Origin of the sequence: Pedobacter sandarakinus (assembly GCF_026240095.1) — a bacterium.
In the GTDB taxonomy this organism is placed as follows: Bacteria; Bacteroidota; Bacteroidia; order Sphingobacteriales; family Sphingobacteriaceae; genus Pedobacter; species Pedobacter sandarakinus.
In genome coordinates, this window is record NZ_JAPIVG010000006.1 from 94,046 (window position 1) to 117,860 (window position 23,815).

A 23,815-nucleotide genomic window follows, 5' to 3' on the forward strand; every position below is an offset into this window, starting at 1 on the left:
ATCCATAACTTAACAATATTTTAGGCGATAAATCTACAAAAAGACAAAAAAGTGAAGATAGTTCTGCTTACTATTTTGGTTAAAGGATTAACACTGACATTAATTGCAACAATTCAATACTTGTTTGTTTAATCAAACAGTCACACTTCCGCCTTTAACATCAAAAGCATCACGAAGCCCAATGGCCAAAACATTGAAAGCGTACACGGTGAACATGATGGCAAAACCTGGTAGAATGGCCAGGTAAGCAGCATCCATTATAATGTAGCCGTAATGTTCCTTAATCATACTTCCCCAGCTTGGCATGGGTGGTTGTGCCCCGAATCCCAAAAAGCTTAAGCCCGTTTCCAATAAAATGGCCGATGCGAAGTTGGATGAAGCAACTACGAGTATTGGACCGGCAATATTAGGTAAAATGTGTTTTATAATTGTTCTGAAAGTGCTAAAACCCAAAGCCCTGGCGGCTTCTACAAATTCTACCTCCTTCAATGCCATCACTTGCCCCCGTACTAAACGGGCAACGTCTACCCATGTAGAAAGTCCCACTGCTATGAAAATTTGCCAAAAGCCTTTTCCCAATGCGAATGAAATGGCAATAACCAGCAGCAAAGAGGGTAACGACCAAACAACATTCATAAACCAACTGATTGCTGCATCTATTTTACCTCCAAAATATCCTGCAATTGCGCCTAATCCCAATCCAATAAATAAAGAAATTAGTACCGCCATCAAACCCACAGAAAGTGATACACGAATTCCTAAAATTAAACGGCTTAACAAATCTCTGCCGTAAATGTCTGTACCGAGTAGATATGTTTGCTTGTAAATATTATTCTTTTCGAATAATGCCTTTTGTGTTGCTGTTTCAGATTTAAGCACACAACTGGGGCATAAATCCTTCAAATTATATTTAGTTTCCTGGGCCTTTTCTTCGTTCCCGATAAATTCGGTAACGAAAACGCTATCCCCAGATAATCGGTATCCTGTTATAGGTATACTTTTAAAGTCGGGTTTTTGTCCGTTCAACATCTTCTCGAAAATACCAACTTTATCTACGTTAGCATACCGCTCAACGATTAAGAATTTGAATGTGGCACCGGGTTTTTGCTTGCTAATCTGCACTTTTTGCACATTCGCATTAGGAGAATCATCAGGCATGATTAGGTAACCTAAAATTCCAGTTATGATAAGCAAAATAATAAAAACCAGTCCTGCAAAAGCAAGCCTATTGCGTTTAAATTTTATCCAGACTTTTTTTGATGGGCTATTATCCATTATCTAACCATTCTGCCTTTCCAGTTGTATTTGCCACTATTACCTGCAATGCCAATGTAAACCACATATAGCACATGTAAAACATTTAAAATTGGGATGAGTGCCATAAGCCTTTGTTTCTTAGAAAAACCTGTCACGTTCCATAAAAATAGGGTTTCAAATACCATTTTGACAAACAGTTGGTATAATGTTATGGTCATAAAGCCTTCAATAAAAAAACCTGTAATAAAGTTGAACAATATACTTAGGTTAAATATCCAAACAAATACGCCGAGTACAATAATCGCTTTATTTTTATAACGGGTACTTTTTGATGCCCATCTTTTGCGCTGTTGTATAAATGAGCTTAAATTTTCTTTTGCGTGTGTATAGACTATCGCATCGCTATTTTTTAGAAAGCCAATTTTATCTGGATCTTGCAACGCAATTTTATGAAGCAGTAATTCATCATCTCCCGAGGCTAAATCATCTATCCCTTTGAAACCAGCCACTTCGTAAAAAGATGTCTTCTCGTAAGCGAGGTTGGCGCCGTTACATGTAGATGGTTGTTCGTTGCCAATAGTAGATGCACCTAAGCCAATAAGATAGAGAAACTCAAGCGATTGCAAACGCTCGAAAATATTTTTTTCCTCAAAATAAGCCACAGGCGATGAAATCATCTTATAACCATTCTGCTCGTAGAAATTTACAATGGTCGACAGCCATTCTTTACCCATTCGGCAATCTGCATCGGTAGTAATAATCAAATCGCCTTCACTCTGGCCAATTGCAGTTTGTATGGCCATCTTCTTATACGAATTTAGCGCTTCGTTTTCATTCAACTGAATCAGCTTTACGCCACCCATCGCATAAGAAGATATAATCTCGGCAGTTCTATCCGTAGAATGATCGTCTATAAAAATAATTTCGGTTAAACCCTTTGGATAAGATTGACTTAACAAATCGTCAATAGTTTTACTAATGCTGGCTTCCTCGTTACGTGCGGCTACTATAATCGAAACTTTGGTATAAGGTGTTGCACCATTAGGAACAAAATTAATAAGCCTATGCCATCCTCGAATAAAAGTTAGCAACAGAAAACCATAAACCAGCGTTAATGCCGTAGAAAGTAGACTAGTTAGATTTAGAAGTTCCAAAAAAATTAAGTTTAAAAACGAAATAAGTGCCTAATATAGCAGGAATAATAATATTTATAAGCCAAATAGAGGCCGTGCATGCAATAACAGCCACATGTTGGTTAGTAATATGCTTAAATAATTCTACTGCAGTAATACTTCTAACGCCCACATCAAATAGGTCTAAAGAGGGAAGTGCTGATTGAATTAAAAAAAGCAGGCTAATCATCATCACGATATCGATACCATGTAAGCCCGGTATTAGCCAGATAAATAGAATAAAATATTGAGAACTGAAAACGACATATCTTCCTAAGGAAAAAAGCATGATCCTCAATAATTCGCTTTTGCGGTAACGTGCTAAAATATGATAAAACTTCTTGTATTTACGGGTAAATTTAAACGACAATAGCATTCCATTTAGCCACTTAATATTGAAGTAGAAAATAAGAAAAACTAAGCAGTATACGCTTGCAAGCATCACAAGCGCCAAGAAAACTACGCTATTTATCGGTACAAATCGATATATAAAAAAAAAAGCTGCTATGGCACCAAAGACATTGGTTAAAACCAACTGACTAATACCACCGACTGCCATAGCCACAACACCTACTACCCGCTTCCTCGGACTTAAGAAAAATACTCTTCCACCGTATTCACCAAGCCGATTAGGTGTAAATATCGCCCACGACAAACCGCAAAAAACCGATTCAATGGCATTCCATAGTTTAAGTGGTTCTAGTTTTTTAATTAGCATTTGCCATTTCATGGCTTCCAGAACCCAGTTAACCAACATTAACAGAAATACTATACCGAGTACGAAAAAAATCTCCGCTCTGGGGATATTGCTTATCAGTTTAATAAATGCTTTTAAATTGCCATTCGAAATAAGTTTTGCGTGTACCAACCACAGTGTAACAACTACAATTACAAGTTTAATGATGAGCGAAATTACTTTTCTCTGCCTTTTAGTCAATGCTTTTAAATATTGTTAATTCCTGAATTGCAAATATGGCTATTATAGTCTATAATTTTTATAAATACCTCAGATGTATTCAATTTAAACCAGTTCTATTAAAGTTTTTAACGTTCCAGAAGCTAGCAATTTCATCAGGTATTTAACTTTTGCAATGAAAAAAAAAATAAATTAACTTCGCACAATTTATGAATAAGACAAGTCGCTGGCAAGTTGCTCAATTTTTTGAAATCAGATGGTGGAAAAATTACCTTAAAAGTAAAGACGTTGAGCCATATCTCGCCTGGAAAAAATCTTATTGGAGAGATTTCCTTGCTAAAATAAATGAAAGTCTTTCCTTAGAAAAGGCTTCAAAAATACTCGATGCTGGCTGCGGCCCTGCTGGAATTTTTATCGAATTGCAGGAATATGATGTTACAGCAATCGATCCGCTATTGGATCAATACAACGATAAATTAGACCATTTTAAGAAAGAGAAATATCCCAACACAAAATTTAACACCGTAGCGCTTGAAAGTTATGAAAACGCGAATCATTTCGATGTTATCTTCTGTATCAATGCAATAAACCACGTTTCAGATCTTGCTAAAGCTTTTCATCAATTATATAAAAGCGCCAAAACCGGTGGCACGATTGTCGTTTCTATCGATGCGCATAATCACTCCATCTTAAAACATATATTCCGACTCCAACCAGGAGATATTCTTCACCCCCATCAATTTGATTTAGAAGAATACAAGAAAATGCTCACTGACCTTAATTGCTCCATCCTGCAAGCCGTGCTGATAAAAAAAGAGTTTCTTTTTAATCACTACGTACTCGTAGCCCGTAAAGATTAGGTTCTAGAACTTGAGAAAAAAAGTTTGCTACAGGTGAGTCTTCCTATTTCCGGTGTTCAAAACTCATAGCAAAAATTAAATCCCCTTATAAGTCAGTTTTAATAAAGACTATTCTTTAATATTGCCTTAATGTTGAACGAAAAAAAGGAACGGATAATTATGGGCATAGATCCCGGTACTGCGGTAATGGGCTATGGACTAATTTTAGAGAAAGGGAATAAAACAGAATTGATTAGCCTGGGCATCGTAAAAATGACACACCTTGATGATCCATTTTTGAAACTTCAACGCATTTTCGAAAAGACGGTAACGCTCATTGATCAATATAAACCAGATGTTTTAGCTATTGAAGCTCCTTTCTATGGAAAAAACATTCAGGTATTGTTAAAATTGGGCAGGGCACAGGGCATAGCCATTGCAGCAGCACTTTCAAGAAACATACCAGTTACCGAATATTCTCCCAGGAAAATAAAACAATCCATTACGGGCAATGGAAACGCTACTAAAGAACAAGTAGCGGGGATGCTTCAGCGATTGTTAAACTTTAAAGAAACGCCAGAGTTTTTAGATGCTACCGATGGTTTGGCCGTTGCCGTGTGCCACTCGTTCCAAAAAATAACATCAGGCGGAAAATCCAAAACCTACTCGGGCTGGGAGTCTTTTGTAACCGACAATAAAACCAAAGTTAAAGGCTTAGCGGCAAAAGCAAAAAAGTAGTCTGCTGGCGTAATAACACGGCAGAATACTTAGAATTTGTTGAGCTAAGATTTCGGATGCATGGTCCAAAACCATTTAGCTACCAGTTGTATGGTTAGGGCTAGCGGTATCAGTACAATTACATTAAATAACATCAAATTCGCTTCATCATTGGTGCATTTATACGGCACTTCTTTACGATGATAGAAGTCTGACAAACCATCGAAAATAAATGGCCATATGAACAAGCAGATGGCGTAAGTTAGATACGGAAACCCGGTATTTTCTACATAGTTACCACTTTGTTTATAAGCAAAACAAAGTGGTAAAGCAAAATAGGGTACTAGAAAAACAATCAATCCCATCATGCTTATAGTTTCTGAAATTTAAAACGTTTAAACATGAAAATAGTGATGCCAGCCAATACTATAAAAACCCATAAATTTGCAAGTGTTAAAACAATCTCTTTAAAAATTATCCACCCGTTTGTAATTCCCATCCATAACCTACTGGCAAAATTTGGCTTATAATCGTAGATGTTATCGTTAGCGATTAGCATCGTTTTAATGGTGTTATCCTGATAAAAATTGAGGGTAATGGTGCTGTATTTTACGCGGTCATCAATTTTCAAATTTTCGATCTTCCTGTCAATGAAGTCATCTTTAATCAATAAAGAGGTTTCCACATTCGGACTTTTCTTTGTTGCTAAACCGTTTATTCTTTTTACCGCCTCTACCCTGTTCTCGGCCTTAAGCTTATTAGCCAGGTATGCAATACTTTGGTCGTCCAATCTCATCGATTGGTTGTCGATAAATACAGCTATTTGCGCCATAGCATTAGTAAAGTCATCTAAATTTTCTGACGGAATTTTTGCCACCAAATAGCCTTCGGTACGGTAAGCGGTAATTTCCTTTAAAGAATCGGTTGTTTGTTTAATCTTATCGGTTTGATTCACCACACTAGTAATGGCAAATTCGGTAACGGTGCCACCCTGGTGCTTTACCGCAATACTTAATTTTTCTTTCGTGCTTTGTACATCTTTTACACGAAATCGCATATCGGCAGTTTTAACAATCTTCTCGGTGGTTGCACTATCAGCAGCCTGTTGTGGTTCTAGCGTAATGCCATCAGTACTGGCTACACTTTCGTATTTCTTCTCGGCGTTTTGGCAGCTAGAAATGCTTGCGGCAATGGCAATAGCAATAATAATCCTTTTCATGATTTTGTGGTTTTAAGCTGTTAATCATTTATATTATTACCTTCTTTGGCCATTGAAGTTGCGGAAAATGCATCCGCGTTTTTCCCTTTATACAAAAAACCAAAATAGGTAACCCTAAGCTTGCCTACAACTTCTGAAACAAAGGATTGGAATACAATTTTCTTGATTTGGAAAGCAAATGCAGAATCTTATAGGTAAGCGTAGCCCCGCCATCCGCTATAGCCCTTCATTTCATTTCGGGGCTGCCGCTATTGTCGGGTTTAAATAGAACGGTTTACCTAAGTAAAATAAACCTGATAGCAGTGAGCACCCATGGGCGTTCTGCGTAGAAACAACGAGGTACCTACACCGCCCATTGGTGGAAACGGATAGCAGGTCTTTCGCAACCGAAACGTACCGGAGCTTGCTTTCCAAAACCGTTTAAAAACAAAAAAGCCGATTATGAAAAATCATAATCGGCTATTATATCTAGATAGAAATAGTTATGCATCTAAAATTTTGAACACACCTTTAATGCTGATGATTGCTCCAATAAATAGGATAATCCATGAAACTAAAGATAAAATCCAAGAATCGAACGCGAAACGAGCATAGGTACCCACCATGCAAATAAGTACGCCAAAAATCATTAATTTATAAATTCCCGGCTGGTTGGCCGTTTGCATACTTTCTGTATTGTGCTTTAATTCGTTGTTCTCCATAATTTTATTTTTTATGATGTTGCAAAAGTAATACTTATTGGCGAATAAAAGCAAATACTTAGTAACTTTTTAATCGTTCTAGTCGCTGTTTTGCCTTCTCCTTGTCGCTTAGGTTTTCGCCTTGGTACAGGGGCTTTTCCCAATCGCCATACATGGGGTTAGGTAACACAATGTATTTTGTACCAAATAGGTTTTGGTTAGCTATAACCTCCGTGGCTGTATTCTTGTTTTCCCGGTAAAAAATATTGCTAAAATCGCTTAAATTATCGCCACAAAGCATTAAAATATGATGTGTTTCAGCAATTGTTTGTCTGCGGGGTTCCTTATTCGAGGTACCTTTTGAAACCAACAAATGTGCATCATCGGCATATGGAAAACCAAATTTCTGTAGGTTTTTTAGTGTTGCATCATAATCTTTTTCATCGCGGTTGCTCAAGTAAAAAGTTTCAATATTTTTTGAAGCGGCGAATTTTAAAAAAGCCAATGCGCCCGGTACCGTATCGGCTTTGGATAGGTTTGTCCATTCCGTCCAATCGCTTGGGTTATAACTTAAGCCTTTTTTAATTTCATGGCCTTGAAACGGAGAATTATCTAAAACAGTTTCATCTATATCTACAATCACGCAGTTGGGCTTCTTGCTAGTATCTGACCATAACGCTTCCTTTAGTGATAAACGGGCAAAGTTATAAGCCTGAAAACACAAGGCTTTGTATTCACCAGATGTTTGTTGCCATAAAACTGCATTGGTATAATCTCTTGCTGGCGATTGAGCGTTAACAAAAAATGGAGCGAATGCTATGATGATCAAGATGTATTTTTTCATTTGTTTAAATTGAATAACAAAGATATTGACTCGTTTCGATGATCGATGTTTTTAGTTTGATTTATTGCAAATCGCTCTCTAGATCAACTGGAATGTATATTTATCAGCCAGCATGTGCTATTTAGCAAAAATCCATCAACAAAAAAACCCTCATCGTAACACGATGAGGGTTTTTATATCTGTGTAGATTCTGTGATGTAGTAATGACTTTTCCTATCCGTTCAATGCTGCAGCACCACTTACAATCTCAGTTAATTCAGTTGTAATTGCTGCCTGACGAGCTTGGTTATAAGAAAGTTTTAATGCTTTCAATAATTCACCAGCATTTTCGGTTGCTTTATCCATAGAAGTCATACGTGCGCCATGCTCAGATGCGTGAGAATCTAGAACGGCTTTGTATAACTGAATTTTAATTGACTTAGGAATTAACTGCGCTACAATTTCTTCTTGAGATGGCTCCAGGATGTAGTCTACATTGGCCGCCTTAGCATTGGTAGCTATTGGCTCTGCTTTCGGTAAAGGCAACAACTGTTCGGTAGTAATAAACTGTACTGCTGCGTTTCTAAAACGGTTGTAAACAACTTCTACTTTATCAAAGTCACCTTTAATAAAACCAGCCATAATTGCATCAGTTATTTTGGTAACATTCTCAAAAGTTAGTGCAGAATACACCTCATTATTGTTTCCAATAACATTGTATTTGCGCTTCTCGTAAAAATCTTGTGTTTTCTTACCAATAGAAATAATGCTCACGTTACCGTTTTTTAGCTGTTCGCTGTATTTCTCGGCAATTAAGTTGTTGGCGGCTTTAATTACGTTCATGTTAAAAGCACCAGCCAAACCACGGTTTGATGATACGGTAACAATTAAAACCTTATTGGGTTCACGCTCTTGGATAAAAGGCGATGAAGAACCCTCCAAACTTGCCGAAAGATTTTCTAAAATCTCCTTCAATTTGGTTGCATAAGGACGTAAAGCGATAATTGCATTGGTAGCACGCTTCAACTTCGCCGCCGAAACCATTTTCATAGCTTTCGTAATCTGCTGGGTCGACTGTACCGATGCAATTCGGTTTCTTACTTCTTTTAAATTAGCCATTCTTTATTTAGATGTGAGATGTAAGATATGAGATGTGAGACGTTTCCGGCCCAATCTCAGATCTCAAATCTCATGTCTCAAATCTTATTAATATTTACTTGAAATCTCTTTTGCTACAGTATCTAAAACGCCGGTAATGCTATCATCGAACTTACCAGCTTTTAAAGCCGCTAAAGTATCTGCATGGCGCATTTCCAATTGTGTTAAAAATTCTGTTTCAAATTCCTTAACCTTATTTACCGGAACGTTACGCATTAAATTTTTAGTACCTGCATAAACAATTGCTACCTGTTTTTCTACTGTGAAAGGAGAAAATTGCGCTTGCTTTAACATTTCTACGTTACGTGCGCCTTTATCTAAAACCGATTTTGTAGCAGCATCTAAATCAGAACCGAATTTAGAGAAAGCCTCTAATTCACGGTATTGAGCCTGATCTAACTTTAAAGTACCTGCAACTTTTTTCATCGATTTAATCTGAGCATTACCACCAACACGTGATACCGAGATACCTACGTTAATTGCCGGACGGATACCTGAGTTGAACAAGTTTGACTCTAAGAAAATCTGGCCATCAGTAATCGAAATTACGTTAGTTGGAATATAAGCTGACACGTCACCTGCTTGTGTTTCGATAATTGGAAGTGCAGTTAATGAACCACCTCCTTTAACGATATGTTTAATCGACTCAGGTAAATCGTTCATGTTTTTAGCGATATCATCGTTAGCGTTGATTTTCGCAGCTCTTTCCAATAAACGACTGTGTAAGTAGAAAACGTCTCCAGGATAAGCTTCACGGCCCGGTGGACGACGAAGTAATAAAGATACCTCACGGTAAGCAACAGCTTGCTTAGATAAATCATCATAAACAATTAGAGCTGGTCTACCTGTATCACGGAAAAATTCGCCAATTGCAGCACCTGCAAATGGAGCATAAAACTGCATCGGAGCAGGATCTGCAGCCGAAGCAGCAACAACAACTGTATATGGTAAAGCACCGTTCTCTTCTAGTGTACGTACAATGTTGGCTACAGTAGAATTTTTCTGTCCAATAGCTACATAGATACAAAACACAGGTTGTCCGGCTTCATAAAATTCTTTTTGGTTGATAATGGTATCGATACAAACAGCTGTTTTACCAATCTGGCGGTCACCAATAACCAACTCACGCTGACCACGACCAATTGGAATCATGGCATCGATAGCTTTAATACCAGTTTGTAAAGGCTCATTTACCGGTTGACGATAAATTACACCTGGCGCTTTACGCTCCAAAGGCATTTCGTAAGTTTCACCTAAGATAGGTCCTTTACCATCTAAAGGCTCTCCTAAGGTGTTAACCACGCGGCCAAGCATACCTTCACCAACTTTAATAGAGGCAATTTTTTTGGTACGTTTAATTGTATCACCTTCTTTAATCTCGTCAGATGCACCCAAAAGTACCACCCCAACGTTATCTTCTTCAAGGTTTAATACAATGCCTTGCAGGCCGTTTGCAAATTCAACCAACTCTCCCGATTGAACTTTAGTTAAACCGTAAACACGGGCAATACCGTCGCCCACTTGCAACACTGTACCAACTTCTTCCAGTTCGGTTTCTGATTTGAAGCCCGCCAATTGCTGTCTGATAATTGCCGATACTTCGTCTGGTCTTACCTCTACCATAATTTTAATTATATCTTTTTGTAAATGTAAATCTTGTAGTCCTTTTGTTGTGCTAGCCCCGCTTTCTGCTATAGCCTTTTTGCTTTCAGCTTAAAAGCCTGCCGCTGCCAATCGGGTTTATAATATAGCTGCTGTAATTCTTCTGTTATTTCAGCACCCCTCATTGGTTTTAAACCGGCTTGAGATGCCTTCACAGCTAACTACGCAGCAAATTCTTTTTTAAGTTTGCTTAATCCGCTCGCAATACTTGCGTCAAATTGCTTGTCGCCAACCTTTAAAATAAAGCCACCAATTAGTTTCTCGTTAATCTTTTCATTAACAATAACTTCGTTAGCACCCATTTCTTTTTTAACAATAGCAACAATCTGCTGTTTTGCCGCATCGCTTAAAGCTGTTGCTGTAGTTACATCAGCAGTAACAATCCCTTTGATAATGTTATATTGCTGGATAAACTGCTTCGCGGTTGCAAATAAGATTGCCGAGCGACCTTTGTTTACAACAGTTTTGAAAAATGTTAAAGAAAGCTTACCAACCTTATCAGCAAAAATACCATTCAAGATACCTGTCTTTTTATCAAGCGGTACAATTGGGTTTTTAAGTATTGCTTCTAGTTCAGGGGTTTCATTAACCACTTTCTCAAACAAAACCATATCATTGTAAGACGCTGCTAAACCATTGTTTTCAACAGCTAAGTCTATTAATGATTTGGCGTATCTGCTTGCAACTTTAATTTCTGACATATTTTTAGGTGTGAGATATGAGATATGAGATGTGAGCTGTGAGATTGAGTATCCAGAGTAATCTCCTCTCTCATATCTGATGTCTCAAATCTAGTATCTCAAATCTATTTTCTCAAAATTAGTTTAATTCAACGTCTTTTAACAAGTTAGCCACTAGAGCCTCTTGCTTAGTTTTATCATCTAATTGCGTACGTAATACACGTTCAGCAATTTCAAGAGATAGCGTAGAAACCTGGTCTTTAACTTCAGCTAACGCAGCTTTCTTTTGGTTCTCGATTTCAATTTTAGCTTTCTCGATCAATTTAGCACCTTCAACCTGAGCTTGTTTCTTAGCTTCATTTAAGATACCATCCTTTAAGGTCTTAGCTTCCTTTAAAATCTCATCACGCTCAGCACGGGCTTGTTGCATTAATTCTTGGTTCTGAGAAGTTAATTCTGCCATACGGATTTTAGCTAACTCAGCTTTGTTTAAAGCCTCATCAATGCTTTGCTCACGTTCGTGAATAGCACCTAAAATAGGTTTCCATGCAAACTTTCTAAGTAAAATCAATAAGCAGATAAATGCTAACGATGTCCAAAAAACCAATCCAATGCTTGGGGTTACTAATTCCATTTTATCTAATTTTTTTAATCTTAATCTTTTTTAATAAGGCTGGGTAAATAACCAATCGTTAAATACCCAACCTAATTTTATCAGGTTGAATTATTGAGGGTTGTTACCTAATAATGCAACTACCACACCGAATAAAGCAGCACCCTCAATAAGGGCAGCAGCAATAATCATTGCAGTCTGAATTTTTGATGCAGCTTCTGGTTGACGAGCAATACCTTCCATTGCTTTACCACCTACTTGACCGATACCGATACCTGCACCGATTACTGCTAAACCGGCACCAATTGCCGCGATTGAACCTACCATAACTAATTTAATTTATATTAATTGTAAAAAATAGTTTTCTGTTAATGATGCTCTTCTACTGCCATACCAATAAACAAGGCAGTAAGTAATGTAAAAATAAAAGCCTGTAAAAATGCAACTAACAATTCCAGTACATCCATAAATAAAACAAATGCTACAGATACCGGAGCGATAGCCAATGTTTCGAAAATAAAGATTAATGAAATTAAACTTAATACGATAATGTGGCCGGCTGTAATGTTCGCGAATAAACGAACCATTAAAGCGAATGGCTTAGATATAATACCGATTAACTCCACAGGAATCATAATCGGATACAACCAAAATGGAACATCTGGTTTGAAGATGTGTTTCCAATAATATTTATTCCCGTTAATGTTAACGATGATCATTGTACCTAAAGCCATTACAAATGTCAAAGCAATATTACCTGTAACATTGGCACCACCTGGGAAAATTGGAATTAAACCGAAAAGGTTGTTAAAAAGGATAAAGAAAAATGTAGTTAACAAATAAGGCATAAATTTAGCGTATTTATGTCCGATGTTTGGTTTAGCAATATCATCTCTAACGAAAACAATTATCGGCTCCATAAAGCTTTGTAAACCTTTAGGCGCTTTGCCAACGCGTTTTTTATAAGCTCCTGCTACCGAAATAAATACGATTAAGATAACCAATATTGCTACGAACATTGCTGCAACATTTTTGGTAATAGAAAAATCTAAAACAGAAACGGTTTCATCAACAGCACCATTTGCACCAACCACTTTAACGTGATCTTCTACCAAACGATAAGTATTGTATTTACCAGCATAATCATGCTCTCCATGATGAAAGTTAGCCGAAGAAAAAACCTCTAAGCCGCCGTTTGTATATAAAATTACTGGAAGAGGTAATGAAGTATGTCCCCAAAGGTGCCACATGTGCGAGTCTGCAATGTGCTCCATAATTACCTTTGTAGGCTCGAATTTTTCTTCGCCATGTTTAGCCTCAGCCCCATGCTCTCCAGAAACAGCTTCAGCAGTTCTTGCCACAGCCCTATCTACAGGAACAACAGCGCTATCAACTTGAGCGAAAGTATCAATTTTGATAGATAAAAACGCGATTAAAAGCGTAAAAACAACAATTACCCTCTTCACTTTTGATACTAAAACTTGGTTACAATCCATTTATTGGCAGATTTTTACTTTAAATTTTGGTGGCGCAAGTTACGTAACAAACAGTATATTTCAAAGACAGAAAACAATAAATATAAAGAAAAAAAATTTAGCAGAAATGTAGTGCCAATTCCCTTGCCTTTTATACTGTAAATCAACACAAAAGCCATACAAAAAATCATTTTCACTGCAATTGATCCCATTATAGCCATAATGCCAGTTTCCGGATCGCGTTTAATCCCAATATCTACCAACATGTAAGCGATATAGGTTATGCCCGCTATGAACCCGAAGATTAACCAAAAATAAGCTACAAAAAGTGTTTTTCCTGGAAACAAAGTTGGGAGTACAGCAATTACGCCGATAAGGAAACCGATAAAAATGAGGTATCTACTGGTAAATTTGGCTAGTGTCAATAATTTTCTTTTTTGGTCAATAAGTTGCAAAGATAAGGGTTTTATAACCAACTACATCGTACTAACATTCAAGATTTTGTGTAATAATCGTTTGATGCTATCCTCCATCCTGGAGAACAACTAAACCTTTGTGGCTTGCTTAATCGCCTGGTACAAGGCTATTCCGACACCCACAAGTGCAAAAGCCGCTGTAATAAGGTTTGTTTTGCTGTGTCTGCTTTCATCAATCTTATATCCAATAAAAGTAAGTAAACCAATAGTTGCGATCATTTGGAAACCAATTGCAGAATATTTTGCAGCGGCATTTACCTTTTTTTTTGTGTCCTCTTCTTTGGGATTTTCCATTTAAAAATGCAATAATTAAGTTAACTTTGGATAAATATTGTTTATTACCAATTAAAATATTTTTCAGAAAAATTAGTTTGTTTTACATCACTAACGCTATTTATCATACTTGAAAAAACACATTAAAAAAGCTTTCCATCCCCTTCTCATTCTGCTCAGCTTATGTTTTCTTTTTGGCTGTGTAGCAAATAAAGATACAGCCATCGACCGTAAGTTTCAAAACTTAACGGCAAGGTATAACTATATCTATAACTCAAATGTTTTACTTACCGAATATAATGAGCAATTGTTGCAGACCTACGTTGACAACTATGAACAAATTTTGCCGGTATATCTTGATCCCTTACCCGCAAAAAACCTTGTATTAACTCCTGGTAGACCCGATAAACAATTAGACGAGGTTATTGCCAAAGGCCAGACCATTATCAACGATAAAAGCTTCAGCAATTATATCGATGATGCTTACATGCTGCTAGGTAAAGCCAATTATTTAAAAGAAAATTATTTTATTGCTTCGGCATATTTCGATTATACAGCTAAAACCTACAGCAACAATTTGAAAACTTTCATCATGGCTATGAACTGGAAAGCCCGTTCCCAGATGGAATTAAATAATATGGTTGGAGCAGATAAGGTTTTGGATACGATGCTACGTGCCCTTGACGAGTATAAAAAAGATTTAGCCGAACCGCTCGCTACCACGGCACAAATGCGGATCTACCAAAACAGGAATAAAGATGCGATTGTTTTACTCGAAAATGCGGTGAGACTTGCCGATGATAAACAATTGCGAATTAGGTGGAGATATATTTTAGCACAACTCCAACAGAAGGAAGATGATCTTCAAAATGCTTTTATCAACTTTACAAAGGTAGAGAACAGTAATGCACCATTCGAAATGTATTTCCATGCCAATTTACAGCGAATAAAGATAAGGGGATTAATCAGTGGATACAAGGTAGATGAAGATAAAGCTTTATTGTCCTTGTTAAAGGATGACAAAAACTTCGATTATACCGACCAAATTTATTATCAAGTTGGCGAAATGTTTCTTGCAGAAAAGCGGTTTGATAAGGCCGAAGAAAATTATCTGAAGTCGGTGAAGGTTAGTACTAAGAACCAAACGCAGAAAGCCCTTTCTTATCTGCGAATTGCTGATTTAAATTTCAAGGAACTTAATAAGTACATCAAAGCGAAGCTATACTATGATAGTACAGTATTAATCTTGCCAAAAACATATCCGGAGTATGATAACATTGCAAAGAAAGCAGAAAATCTTCAGTATTTAACAGATCGCTACACGATCATTAGTAAAGAGGATACTGCGCAAACATTTGCAAAACTTCCGGAAAGTGAACGCTTAGCAAGGGTTAAATCTTACTTAAACAAAAAAATTGAAGCCATAGATCCTATTGCGTTGGCAAACCAATCGCTAAATAATCCTGACTTTCCAAATCAAAACATAAGCACTCCCGTGGTCGGTAATGGAAATGCCTTTTATTTTAATAACAGCGCCGCCATAAGCAATGGTTTTGCCGACTTTAAAAAACGATGGGGAAATAGGCCTCTGGAAGACAACTGGCGACAGAGCGTAAGATCATCTGCCCAGGAAACCAACCAGGTGCTTGCGGGTGGCAAGGTTGCGACAGAAATTACGCCAGCTAATAGTCTTGCTGGTGCAGACCCTCTTGACCAAAACAAAGTTGAAAGCGAATATATAAATAGCTTGCCCCTTAGCATAGAATCACTAAATGCTTCTAACCAAAAAATAATCGATGCCTATTTTGAAATTGCTAGTTTTTATCAGCAAGAATTAAATGATAAAAATGAAGCTGTAAAGGTTTATTTGGAATTGCTAAGGAGGTTTCCAGAAAATAATCATTTAGCTGCTATTTATTACAGTTTATACTTGAATTATCAAGGAGTTGATCAGAACAAGGCAAATGAATACCGGCAGATGGTGCTTTCTAAATTCCCCGAATCTAATTTCGCAAAAACCATTTTAGACCCATCTTTTTCTGCCAAACAAACGGAGATTGAAAATATTGCGATCAATAATTACAATGCTACCTTCGAATCTTACGTCAAAAAGGATTATCAAGCGGTGATTAAACTGGCAAACGAAAATATCGCCGCTTTCCCATACAATGATTTTGCACCGCAATACGCCTACCTTAAGGCCATTGCAATAGGTAGAACAAACAAGCTTGATGCATTACTTACAGCTTTTAATGCTATCAACCTGACCTACCCGAATGATGTACTTATTACACCGCTTGTTCGAGATCATTTAAAATATATTGAAGCTAATTTGGAAGAATTTAAGCAAAGACCAGTAGCGCTGATAGATTTTGATGCAAATGAGCCCCGTTTTGTTAGCCAAACACAGACAATACCGGTAGCTACGAAACCCCTAAATACAGCGGTGTCTCAAGTGGCACCCCCTACTGAAGATAAGCCAGTTGCGAAACCTTTAGGAACCCCGGTTGAGAACAAACCTGAAAACGTAGTGAAACCGGCAAGCGTTTTCAGTGCAGCAAAATCTGATGAGTATTATTACGTAATAGATGTGGCAGATGCTAGCTTAACGTTAAGTTCTTCGCGTTTTGGTATTGGGCAGTTTAACCGTGGTAATTATCCTGATAACGACTTGGCGCACAAATTGATTGAGCTAGATAATGATCAACTCATTTATGTGACTAGTTTCATTGATTTGGAAGATGCAAAACTTTACGAATCTAGCATTAGCGGACAATTGAAAAATATAATGAAAGTGCCAGCTAATCTTTACAAAGGTTTTATCATTAGCAAGGAAAATTTCGAAAAATTAACCAGCAGAGCGCTTATCAACCAGTATTTAGAGTTTTTAAAAGATAATTACAAGTAGAAATATACTGGCAAATTGGCTGTAAAATAAGTTCTATAAAAAATTAATAAATTTGCGACAAATTAAACAGTTTCATAAACCAACTGTTTTTTGGACAAATACCACATAAAATGAATAAATCCCTTTCTGCACAAGAAACAAAGCGATATAGTTTAATCATCTGGAAAATACTGATAGGAGGCATAGCGGTTTTCGCAATTTTCATCTCGATGATTGGATTAGGGCTTTTTGGAGCGCTTCCCTCGTTTAGAGATATCGAACATCCAAAAAGCAACCAGGCATCAGAAATTATTGCAGAAGACGGCCGACCAATGGGTACGTATTTTGTTCAAAACCGTTCTAACGTAAGCTACAAAGAAATTTCAGAAAATGTGATTAATGGTTTAATCGCCACTGAGGATACTCGTTTCAAGGAGCATTCAGGCATTGATTTTAAACGGACTTTTACCATCATCGGATACAACTTAATAGGAAAAAAACAAGGTGCAAGTACTATAACACAGCAGTTGGCAAAGAACTTATTTCCTAGAGAATCTAATTTGAACTTTTTCTCTTTAGTGCTTACAAAATTTAAAGAGTGGATTGTAGCCGTAAAGCTAGAGCGCAATTATACCAAAGAAGAAATTATTACGATGTACCTTAATACGGTAGATTTTGGGAATCAGGCGTATGGAATTAAATCTGCAGCAAGAGTTTACTTTAATACCACGCCAGATAAGCTAACCCTTACACAGGCAGCGACGCTTGTAGGTATGCAAAAGGGGATTACGATGTATTCTCCCACCCGCCATCCAGAGCGATCTCGTGATAGGAGAAACACGGTAATGGCCATGATGGTTAAATCTGAATTATTAACTCCTGAAGTTTTTAATGAGGAAAAAGAAAAACCTTTGGGTTTGAAATTTAATGCAGCAACCGTTAATGATGGTATTGCACCCTATTTTAGATCGGTGTTAAAAAGTGATATCAAGACTATTTTTCAGGAGCAAGGCATTACCAAGCCTGATGGAACACCATATGATTTAGACCGAGACGGCCTTAAAATTTATACGACGCTAAATTATGATATGCAGCTTTACGCCGAGGCTGCCCAAAAAGAATACATGAAAGTGCTGCAAGCGCAGTTTATAAACAGTTGGAAAGGCAGAAACCCTTTTAAAGGTAAAGATTTACAGATTGAACAGGGAATAAAAAGATCAGACCGGTATAAGTCTTTAAAGTTGGAAGGGAAATCTGAAGACGAGATTAAGGAAGATTTCAATACCAAAACCGAAATGACCATTTTTACTTGGAAGGGCGATATTGATACTGTAATGAAACCTATTGACTCTGTACGGTACTATAAAATGCTTTTGCGCAATGCGATGATGACGATGGACCCGACAAATGGTCATGTGAAAGCTTGGGTGGGTGGAATTGATTTTGAACACTTTAAATACGACCAGGTTAAAATGGGAACCAGACAAGTTGGTTCTACAGCAAAACCTTTCACTTATGCAGTTGCCATAGAAAATGGTTATTCTCCTTGTTACTCGGTTTCTAATACTCCAGTAACCATTGATGGATATGGCGATCCCTGGACACCGAAATCTTCTGGAAAACCACTTGCAGGAAGTATTACTTTGCAGAAAGCCTTGGCTTTTTCTCAAAATTATGTTACTGCCTATTTAATGAAGCAAGTTGGCCCTGTAGCAGTAGCTAACCTCGCTACCAAAATGGGTATCCCTAATGTACCCGCATATCCTTCCATTGCCTTAGGAACATTCGATTCTTCGATATATAATATGGTGGGTGCTTATGGAGCATTCGCCAATAAAGGCGTTTATACCAAACCCATTTACCTTTTGCGCATTGAAGACAAAAATGGCGTGGTGCTTTTTTCACAGAAAGAGATCCCTAAACCAATTATGAGTGAAGAGGTTGCTTATGTAATGACCCGCATGTTAAAAGGTGTGGTTACAGGCGGTACCGGATCGAGATTAAATTATAAATACCATGTTAATGCCCCAGTTGGAGGCAAAACAGGTACCACACAAAACAACTCTGATGGTTGGTTCATGGCCATAACGCCACAATTGGTAACCGGCGTATGGACGGGCTGCGAGGATAGGGCGTTTCACTTTATTAGTACCAACCAGGGTGAAGGTGCCAATACAGCCTTGCCAATTTTTGCTGGATTCATTAAACGAGTTTATGCCAATCCGGCTTTAAAAATTAGTCATGCGGATTTTGAAGTACCAAAGGCAGGTGTTTCTATTACTTACGATTGTAACCAGTACCAACAACAAGAAGAAGGAACAACTGAATTGGATGAAAGGCTTGGTTTTTAAGCCGCTGGTAATGCGTGAAGGATAGTAGCGAAAAGCCCGCAACCCGATCTAAGTACCAATTTAGCTTTATTAACGTACCCATTGTTTTTGCACAGGCCTTTTCGGGTGAGGACTTGTAGCGGATAGCCTGACCCTTGCGCAGCTTGGGGCACGCCCAAAAGATATTCAAAATTTATTCAGTGAGTGAGGTGGCATTTAGCTTAATCAACCTATTTTTGTATTGATGAGTAGTTTCGACCATAAGACAGCATTAACCGCAATTCCGCATAAACCTGGTGTTTACCAATATTGGGATGCTGAGGGCAAATTAATGTATATTGGAAAGGCTAAAGATTTGAGAAATAGAGTTGGTTCTTATTTCAATAGCGACAAGCAGCAGTTTAATGGAAAAACGAGGGTTCTGGTATCTAAGATAAGAAAGATTACCTTTACCATTGTAGATACGGAAATTGATGCCTGGCTGCTAGAAAATAGTCTGATTAAAAAGCACCAGCCAAAGTTCAATATTAACCTAAAGGATGATAAAACTTATCCGTGGATTATTGTTAAAAACGAGCACTTCCCACGGATTTACTGGACCCGTAAAGTAATAAAAGATGGCTCTACCTATTTCGGTCCTTATGGTTCTATAGGTATGATGCATACGATTCTAGACCTTATTAAAGAAACCTACCCGCTTAGAACTTGTACTTTACCTTTAACGGCTGATAATATTGCTGAAGGTAAATTTAAAGTATGTTTGGAATACCAGATCGGGAATTGCAAAGGGCCATGCCAGGCTTATCAAAGTGAATTAGATTACGACAGAAACATTGCGGAGATTAAGGAGATTTTAAATGGAAAAATTGGCAATGTAATTCGGGATGTAAAGGCGATTATAAAATCTGCATCTGAAGATTTAAACTTTGAGCTTGCACACCAATACTCCAGAAAATTGCAAGTGCTTGAAAAATACCAAAGCAAATCTACGGTGGTGAATAGCGCCATAACGAATGTAGATGTGGTGAGTATTGCCTCTGATGAGCGTTACGCCTTTGTGAACTATTTGAAGGTTATGAATGGTACGATTATCCAGACGCAAACAATAGAGATAAAAAAGCAGCTTGATGAAAGCGATGATGAGCTTTTAATTACCGCTATGTTAGAGTTTCGAACCAAATTTAACAGTACGTCTAGGGAAATTATTGTGCCTTTTGAGCTTTCTTTAGCAGATGAGACACTTCGGTTCACTGTGCCGAAATTGGGTGAGAAAAAGAAGCTACTGGAGCTTTCGCAAAAGAATGTATTGTTCTTTAAAAAGGAGAAACTGAACCAATACGAAAAGTTGAACCCTGACCTGCGTACCGACCGAATCTTAACAACTATGCAAAAGGATTTGAGGTTAACGCAACTTCCTAAACACATCGAGTGTTTTGATAACTCTAACTTTCAGGGCAAATATCCGGTATCTGCAATTGTAGTGTTTAAGGATGCAAAACCATCTAAGAAAGATTATAGGCATTTTAACGTTAAAACGGTTGAAGGCCCGAACGATTTTGCCACTATGGAAGAAGCTGTTTTTCGAAGATATAGGCGCATGTTGGATGAAGATCAGCCTTTGCCGCAATTGATTATTATTGATGGTGGAAAAGGCCAGCTTTCTTCTGCAATGAAGAGTTTGAAAATTCTTGACATTGCGAATAAAGTAACGGTAATTGGTATTGCAAAAAGGTTAGAGGAATTATTCTATCCGGGCGATTCGTTACCGATGTATCTGGACAAAAAATCGGAAACTTTAAAGATCATCCAACAGCTTCGGGATGAAGCCCACCGGTTTGGTATCACCTTCCACCGTAAAAAACGAGATCAAGGCACCCTTAAAACTGAATTGGAACAGATTGATGGTATAGGGAAAACAACTGCAGATAAACTCTTAAAGCAGTTTAAATCGGTAAAGAAAATAAGAGAAGCCACAGAAAAAGAATTGAGTGAGATACTAAATAGAAAGCAGATGCTTACCCTTCAAAACTATTTCGGACCCCAAACACCAGAAGCAAATATTGAAACAACACCCGAATTATAGCCAAAAAAAAGGAGCAAATTGAAATTTGCTCCTTTTTGGTTTTTAGAATATCAAGTTTGGCTTTTAGTATTCCCAAAGTCCTTGTTCGTAATCTAAAACAGACTTTTTGATTCTTTCAGATTCGTATAATCGCTCTCTAGGATCGGTAATAATATCTCTAATTTTGTTATCACCTGGATTAGATTCTTTAACGATGTAACTACTAAATAAGCGACGGATGAAGAAATCATCAAAACTTAAAGTAGATGCATCGTTATTGGTATTGATTAAACGTTTTTTGGTTAGGATTTCTCTTGCTTCAGGATAATAAATCCAGAATACCGGTTGCCATTGTTTAGAACTTTCATTGAGTTTTAACGGAGCGATGCCCACAATACGTGGTTCAAAAATGGAACGTTTTACATCGAAGATCCAATCTTCCTTGATTCTGAATTTCAAGAATAGCTCTGGATTAAAATCGTTAACAACAGTTGTAACGGTACCAGTCTTGTTATTTGAAACCTCTGCCGTTCCTAAAGCCGACTTTGCCGCAGAATCTGCTGTCATAGGATTTTGGAATGCATCATCCTCATTCAATGCGCTATCAACAGGCGAATAAGCTGTTAACTCTTCAGATTTAATTGCTGAAATTAACACATCGATAAAACGAGATTTTGGCGACCTTAATGGCGAGTTCACTGTATCACGAAGATCAATTTCTCTCCAGATGCGCTTTGCATAGAAAACATCCTCTTCACGCACGTCTGCCAAAGGTACCATTTGGGTACTATCAATATCTTTACGTGCATAAAAACCATCTTTAGGCGGAACCTTAAGTTTCTTTTTCGCTGTCTTAACAGGCGCCTTTACAGTATCTACTGGTACAGCAACAGGTGCCGCAGCGGCATTTTTAGGCGCTAACTTTGTAGGCTTTTTCTGTGCGAAGCCTACTGAAGTAAACAAACCTAAAACAGCAATGGTTAAAATCCTTTTCATCTTATTCTTATTTAACACTAAATGCTAGTGAAGGTAAAATTCTCTGGCGGCCATCTGGGCCTACCGAAACGATATCTTCGAAAAATACTCTTGTTCCAGGTGTAATTGAGTTTAAAGCACCTTTTACGGCGCCGGCAAAACCACCGCCACTTCCAGCTATGGTAACCGCATCTGACCTTGGCTTGATAATGGTTAATTTATAGCGCTGAATTTTGAACTTCACATCGAAAGGGAAGTCATCAAGGTCCGCCTCAATTTCACTTTCGCTTTTCAATTGTACTGAAGCAATATCGCCTCCGGCTCTTCCACCAACTTTAGCTACCGGCGCAGGAATAGCCTTAACCCTAAATTTTTGAGAACCAAGTGATACTGACTTGCCCGCATTTGAAGCAGTAACATTAATAGTAACTTCGCCACCAACCTTGCTGCCATCTGCAATAACGTTATATTTACCAGCACCAATTTTACTCATTGATGCACCAGAAGCACTAGCATTTACCGTTTCCAACGGAAAACCGGCTGCAGAAACGGAAAAAGGATTTGCAATACCAGCATAAATCACGTTCATCTTATCAGAAGAAACACTTGCTGATGGTTTTGCTACCTGATATTTTTGAGGTTGTGTTGCATAAGTTTTTATCGTTCCGTCGGTTTGGCGCACACGGATAGTACCTACCCAAGTAAATTCGCCTACACTTCCAGTAGCCCCGCTATAAGTTCCCTTACCATCTTTAATAGCTAATTTACTACCATTTACCGTAATATCTGGTGTCGATCTAGAATCGCTTGCTGTTAAAAATACCTCTGCGGTATAAGGCTGGCCTTGAATTACATAAGATGTTGGTGCCACAGCAACTGCAGTAAACTGATCTAAGTTTACCTGCGCCTTATCCATGTTTCCAAATAACTTTTTCACTACTTCTGCTTCGGCATTTTTCGTGTCGGTTTGCAACTTTGTTAAAATAGTCATCGCTGCAGTAAGTGGTGTACCCTCTCCGAAATAAGTTTCTTGCCAATTACCCTTCCTCTTACGAACGGGATCTTTAGCCTCTAAAGAAAACGATACCGATTCACGATCTGCAGGATCTAAAAGAGAAATCAATTTTTCGCGAGTTGCATTGATTTTAGCTTTTAACTTATCTGCCTCCTTTTTGTTAATCATAATATCTTGAGCGATATCCTGATTAGACCTATTCACTAGATCGCCGGTTTCTTCGTCAATGCCATCACCAGCTTGGGTGAACTGCTTTTTAATCCCTTCAATATAGTTATTTAACTCATCAGCCGCTGCCTTTGCTTGTTGTGCTTTCTCATATATTGGTTGGGCACGTGCTGGTTCTTCTTTTAATTTCGAATTTTCGAAAGCAGAAAAAAGCTGATTAATACTTGTATTTACGTTGTTTTTAGAAGTATCCAAACTATCATTGATATTTTTGAATGCATCTAAAATTGTATCTGATACGTTTAAGGCGAGCATCGCCAACAATACCAAATACATGATATTGATCATCCGCTGCCTTGTTGTTTCTTTTCCGCCTGCCATGTGTTATGTAGCTTCCCTTTAAAGTTAAAAACTAAAT

The 23,815-nt window shown here is 37.7% G+C and carries 22 protein-coding genes; 5 read left to right on the forward strand and 17 right to left on the reverse strand.

Annotated elements, in window-relative coordinates; translation table 11 throughout:
- Positions 1-132 precede the first annotated feature (132 nt).
- Genes OQ268_RS15900 through OQ268_RS15910 form a run of 3 tightly spaced genes read right to left on the reverse strand, consistent with a single transcriptional unit; the run spans position 133 to position 3,366 of the window.
- Positions 133-1,275 (reverse strand): ABC transporter permease, encoded by a 1,143-nt coding sequence (locus OQ268_RS15900; RefSeq protein WP_265857545.1) that lies wholly within the window; start codon positions 1,273-1,275, stop codon positions 133-135.
- The gene (locus tag OQ268_RS15905) at positions 1,275-2,411 is read right to left on the reverse strand and encodes a glycosyltransferase family 2 protein (RefSeq protein ID WP_265857547.1); all 1,137 of its coding nucleotides are present in this window, start codon (positions 2,409-2,411) and stop codon (positions 1,275-1,277) included. Before OQ268_RS15905 ends, OQ268_RS15900 begins: the two co-directional genes overlap by 1 nt.
- Complete coding sequence (locus OQ268_RS15910) at positions 2,389-3,366, reverse strand: lysylphosphatidylglycerol synthase domain-containing protein (RefSeq protein WP_265857550.1); 978 nt, start codon at positions 3,364-3,366, stop codon at positions 2,389-2,391. Before OQ268_RS15910 ends, OQ268_RS15905 begins: the two co-directional genes overlap by 23 nt.
- A gap of 188 nt (positions 3,367-3,554) precedes the next feature.
- On the opposite strand from OQ268_RS15910, the gene OQ268_RS15915 reads away from it, so the two are divergent.
- Both OQ268_RS15915 and ruvC read left to right on the forward strand, forming a co-directional pair.
- Positions 3,555-4,205 (forward strand): class I SAM-dependent methyltransferase, encoded by a 651-nt coding sequence (locus tag OQ268_RS15915; protein ID WP_265857552.1) that lies wholly within the window; start codon positions 3,555-3,557, stop codon positions 4,203-4,205.
- A 129-nt stretch (positions 4,206-4,334) separates the two neighbouring features.
- On the forward strand, positions 4,335-4,922 hold the full coding sequence (ruvC, locus tag OQ268_RS15920; protein WP_265857554.1) for a crossover junction endodeoxyribonuclease RuvC: 588 nt from the start codon (positions 4,335-4,337) through the stop codon (positions 4,920-4,922).
- 44 nt (positions 4,923-4,966) lie between these two features.
- On the opposite strand, the gene OQ268_RS15925 is transcribed toward ruvC, so the two are convergent.
- The 12 genes from OQ268_RS15925 to OQ268_RS15980 all read right to left on the reverse strand — a co-directional run bounded on the left by OQ268_RS15925 (position 4,967) and on the right by OQ268_RS15980 (position 13,981).
- Positions 4,967-5,269, reverse strand: coding sequence for a hypothetical protein (locus OQ268_RS15925; protein WP_265857556.1), 303 nt, complete (start codon positions 5,267-5,269; stop codon positions 4,967-4,969).
- Between the two features lie 2 nt (positions 5,270-5,271).
- On the reverse strand, positions 5,272-6,120 hold the full coding sequence (locus OQ268_RS15930) for a DUF4349 domain-containing protein (protein ID WP_265857558.1): 849 nt from the start codon (positions 6,118-6,120) through the stop codon (positions 5,272-5,274).
- A 482-nt stretch (positions 6,121-6,602) separates the two neighbouring features.
- Positions 6,603-6,821, reverse strand: coding sequence for a hypothetical protein (locus OQ268_RS15935; RefSeq protein WP_265857560.1), 219 nt, complete (start codon positions 6,819-6,821; stop codon positions 6,603-6,605).
- Positions 6,822-6,879: 58 nt separating this feature from the next.
- A complete protein-coding gene (locus OQ268_RS15940) occupies positions 6,880-7,644 on the reverse strand; it encodes a 5'-nucleotidase, lipoprotein e(P4) family (protein WP_265857562.1) in 765 nt (254 codons plus the stop codon).
- Between the two features lie 213 nt (positions 7,645-7,857).
- Positions 7,858-8,742, reverse strand: coding sequence for an ATP synthase F1 subunit gamma (gene atpG, locus OQ268_RS15945; RefSeq protein ID WP_265857564.1), 885 nt, complete (start codon positions 8,740-8,742; stop codon positions 7,858-7,860).
- Between the two features lie 87 nt (positions 8,743-8,829).
- Positions 8,830-10,404 carry a F0F1 ATP synthase subunit alpha gene (atpA, locus tag OQ268_RS15950; protein WP_265857566.1) on the reverse strand — a complete coding sequence of 525 codons (1,575 nt, stop codon included), beginning with the start codon at positions 10,402-10,404 and terminating at the stop codon, positions 8,830-8,832.
- A gap of 200 nt (positions 10,405-10,604) precedes the next feature.
- Positions 10,605-11,144 carry an ATP synthase F1 subunit delta gene (gene atpH, locus OQ268_RS15955; protein WP_265857569.1) on the reverse strand — a complete coding sequence of 180 codons (540 nt, stop codon included), beginning with the start codon at positions 11,142-11,144 and terminating at the stop codon, positions 10,605-10,607.
- A gap of 118 nt (positions 11,145-11,262) precedes the next feature.
- Positions 11,263-11,757 (reverse strand): F0F1 ATP synthase subunit B, encoded by a 495-nt coding sequence (gene atpF, locus OQ268_RS15960; protein WP_265857571.1) that lies wholly within the window; start codon positions 11,755-11,757, stop codon positions 11,263-11,265.
- 90 nt (positions 11,758-11,847) lie between these two features.
- Positions 11,848-12,063: an ATP synthase F0 subunit C gene (gene atpE / locus OQ268_RS15965; protein ID WP_056087863.1), complete on the reverse strand. Its 216-nt coding sequence runs from the start codon at positions 12,061-12,063 to the stop codon at positions 11,848-11,850.
- Positions 12,064-12,104: 41 nt separating this feature from the next.
- Positions 12,105-13,232 carry a F0F1 ATP synthase subunit A gene (atpB, locus tag OQ268_RS15970; RefSeq protein WP_265857574.1) on the reverse strand — a complete coding sequence of 376 codons (1,128 nt, stop codon included), beginning with the start codon at positions 13,230-13,232 and terminating at the stop codon, positions 12,105-12,107.
- Between the two features lie 14 nt (positions 13,233-13,246).
- Positions 13,247-13,636, reverse strand: a complete 390-nt coding sequence (locus tag OQ268_RS15975) for a hypothetical protein (protein WP_265857576.1) — start codon at positions 13,634-13,636, stop codon at positions 13,247-13,249.
- A gap of 120 nt (positions 13,637-13,756) precedes the next feature.
- The gene (locus OQ268_RS15980; RefSeq protein WP_265857578.1) at positions 13,757-13,981 is read right to left on the reverse strand and encodes an AtpZ/AtpI family protein; all 225 of its coding nucleotides are present in this window, start codon (positions 13,979-13,981) and stop codon (positions 13,757-13,759) included.
- Positions 13,982-14,090: 109 nt separating this feature from the next.
- Between OQ268_RS15980 and porW the strand changes: the two genes are divergently transcribed.
- The 3 genes from porW (at position 14,091) to uvrC (ending at position 21,260) form a co-directional block, all read left to right on the forward strand.
- Positions 14,091-16,868, forward strand: coding sequence for a type IX secretion system periplasmic lipoprotein PorW/SprE (gene porW, locus OQ268_RS15985; RefSeq protein WP_265857580.1), 2,778 nt, complete (start codon positions 14,091-14,093; stop codon positions 16,866-16,868).
- Between the two features lie 110 nt (positions 16,869-16,978).
- Complete coding sequence (locus OQ268_RS15990; protein ID WP_265857582.1) at positions 16,979-19,198, forward strand: transglycosylase domain-containing protein; 2,220 nt, start codon at positions 16,979-16,981, stop codon at positions 19,196-19,198.
- Between the two features lie 223 nt (positions 19,199-19,421).
- Positions 19,422-21,260: an excinuclease ABC subunit UvrC gene (gene uvrC / locus OQ268_RS15995; RefSeq protein WP_265857584.1), complete on the forward strand. Its 1,839-nt coding sequence runs from the start codon at positions 19,422-19,424 to the stop codon at positions 21,258-21,260.
- A 63-nt stretch (positions 21,261-21,323) separates the two neighbouring features.
- Here the strand turns inward: uvrC and porN are convergent, their stop codons facing one another.
- Together porN and porM are read right to left on the reverse strand one after the other, a co-directional pair.
- Positions 21,324-22,235, reverse strand: coding sequence for a type IX secretion system ring subunit PorN/GldN (gene porN, locus OQ268_RS16000; protein ID WP_265857586.1), 912 nt, complete (start codon positions 22,233-22,235; stop codon positions 21,324-21,326).
- Between the two features lie 7 nt (positions 22,236-22,242).
- Entirely contained in the window at positions 22,243-23,778 is a 1,536-nt protein-coding gene (gene porM, locus OQ268_RS16005; RefSeq protein WP_265857588.1) for a type IX secretion system motor protein PorM/GldM, read from the reverse strand.
- Positions 23,779-23,815: the final 37 nt, after the last annotated feature.

Excerpts from the sequence above, each read along its gene's own strand:
- OQ268_RS15900 (WP_265857545.1), bottom strand. The coding sequence starts at position 1,275 with ATGGATAATAGCCCATCAAAAAAAGTCTGGATAAAATTTAAACGCAAT.
- OQ268_RS15915 (WP_265857552.1), top strand. The coding sequence starts at position 3,555 with ATGAATAAGACAAGTCGCTGGCAAGTTGCTCAATTTTTTGAAATCAGA.
- ruvC (WP_265857554.1), top strand. The coding sequence starts at position 4,335 with ATGTTGAACGAAAAAAAGGAACGGATAATTATGGGCATAGATCCCGGT.
- OQ268_RS15925 (WP_265857556.1), bottom strand. The coding sequence starts at position 5,269 with ATGATGGGATTGATTGTTTTTCTAGTACCCTATTTTGCTTTACCACTT.
- OQ268_RS15930 (WP_265857558.1), bottom strand. The coding sequence starts at position 6,120 with ATGAAAAGGATTATTATTGCTATTGCCATTGCCGCAAGCATTTCTAGC.
- OQ268_RS15935 (WP_265857560.1), bottom strand. The coding sequence starts at position 6,821 with ATGGAGAACAACGAATTAAAGCACAATACAGAAAGTATGCAAACGGCC.
- OQ268_RS15940 (WP_265857562.1), bottom strand. The coding sequence starts at position 7,644 with ATGAAAAAATACATCTTGATCATCATAGCATTCGCTCCATTTTTTGTT.
- atpG (WP_265857564.1), bottom strand. The coding sequence starts at position 8,742 with ATGGCTAATTTAAAAGAAGTAAGAAACCGAATTGCATCGGTACAGTCG.
- atpA (WP_265857566.1), bottom strand. The coding sequence starts at position 10,404 with ATGGTAGAGGTAAGACCAGACGAAGTATCGGCAATTATCAGACAGCAA.
- atpH (WP_265857569.1), bottom strand. The coding sequence starts at position 11,144 with ATGTCAGAAATTAAAGTTGCAAGCAGATACGCCAAATCATTAATAGAC.
- atpF (WP_265857571.1), bottom strand. The coding sequence starts at position 11,757 with ATGGAATTAGTAACCCCAAGCATTGGATTGGTTTTTTGGACATCGTTA.
- atpE (WP_056087863.1), bottom strand. The coding sequence starts at position 12,063 with ATGGTAGGTTCAATCGCGGCAATTGGTGCCGGTTTAGCAGTAATCGGT.
- atpB (WP_265857574.1), bottom strand. The coding sequence starts at position 13,232 with ATGGATTGTAACCAAGTTTTAGTATCAAAAGTGAAGAGGGTAATTGTT.
- OQ268_RS15980 (WP_265857578.1), bottom strand. The coding sequence starts at position 13,981 with ATGGAAAATCCCAAAGAAGAGGACACAAAAAAAAAGGTAAATGCCGCT.
- OQ268_RS15990 (WP_265857582.1), top strand. The coding sequence starts at position 16,979 with ATGAATAAATCCCTTTCTGCACAAGAAACAAAGCGATATAGTTTAATC.
- uvrC (WP_265857584.1), top strand. The coding sequence starts at position 19,422 with ATGAGTAGTTTCGACCATAAGACAGCATTAACCGCAATTCCGCATAAA.
- porN (WP_265857586.1), bottom strand. The coding sequence starts at position 22,235 with ATGAAAAGGATTTTAACCATTGCTGTTTTAGGTTTGTTTACTTCAGTA.
- porM (WP_265857588.1), bottom strand. The coding sequence starts at position 23,778 with ATGGCAGGCGGAAAAGAAACAACAAGGCAGCGGATGATCAATATCATG.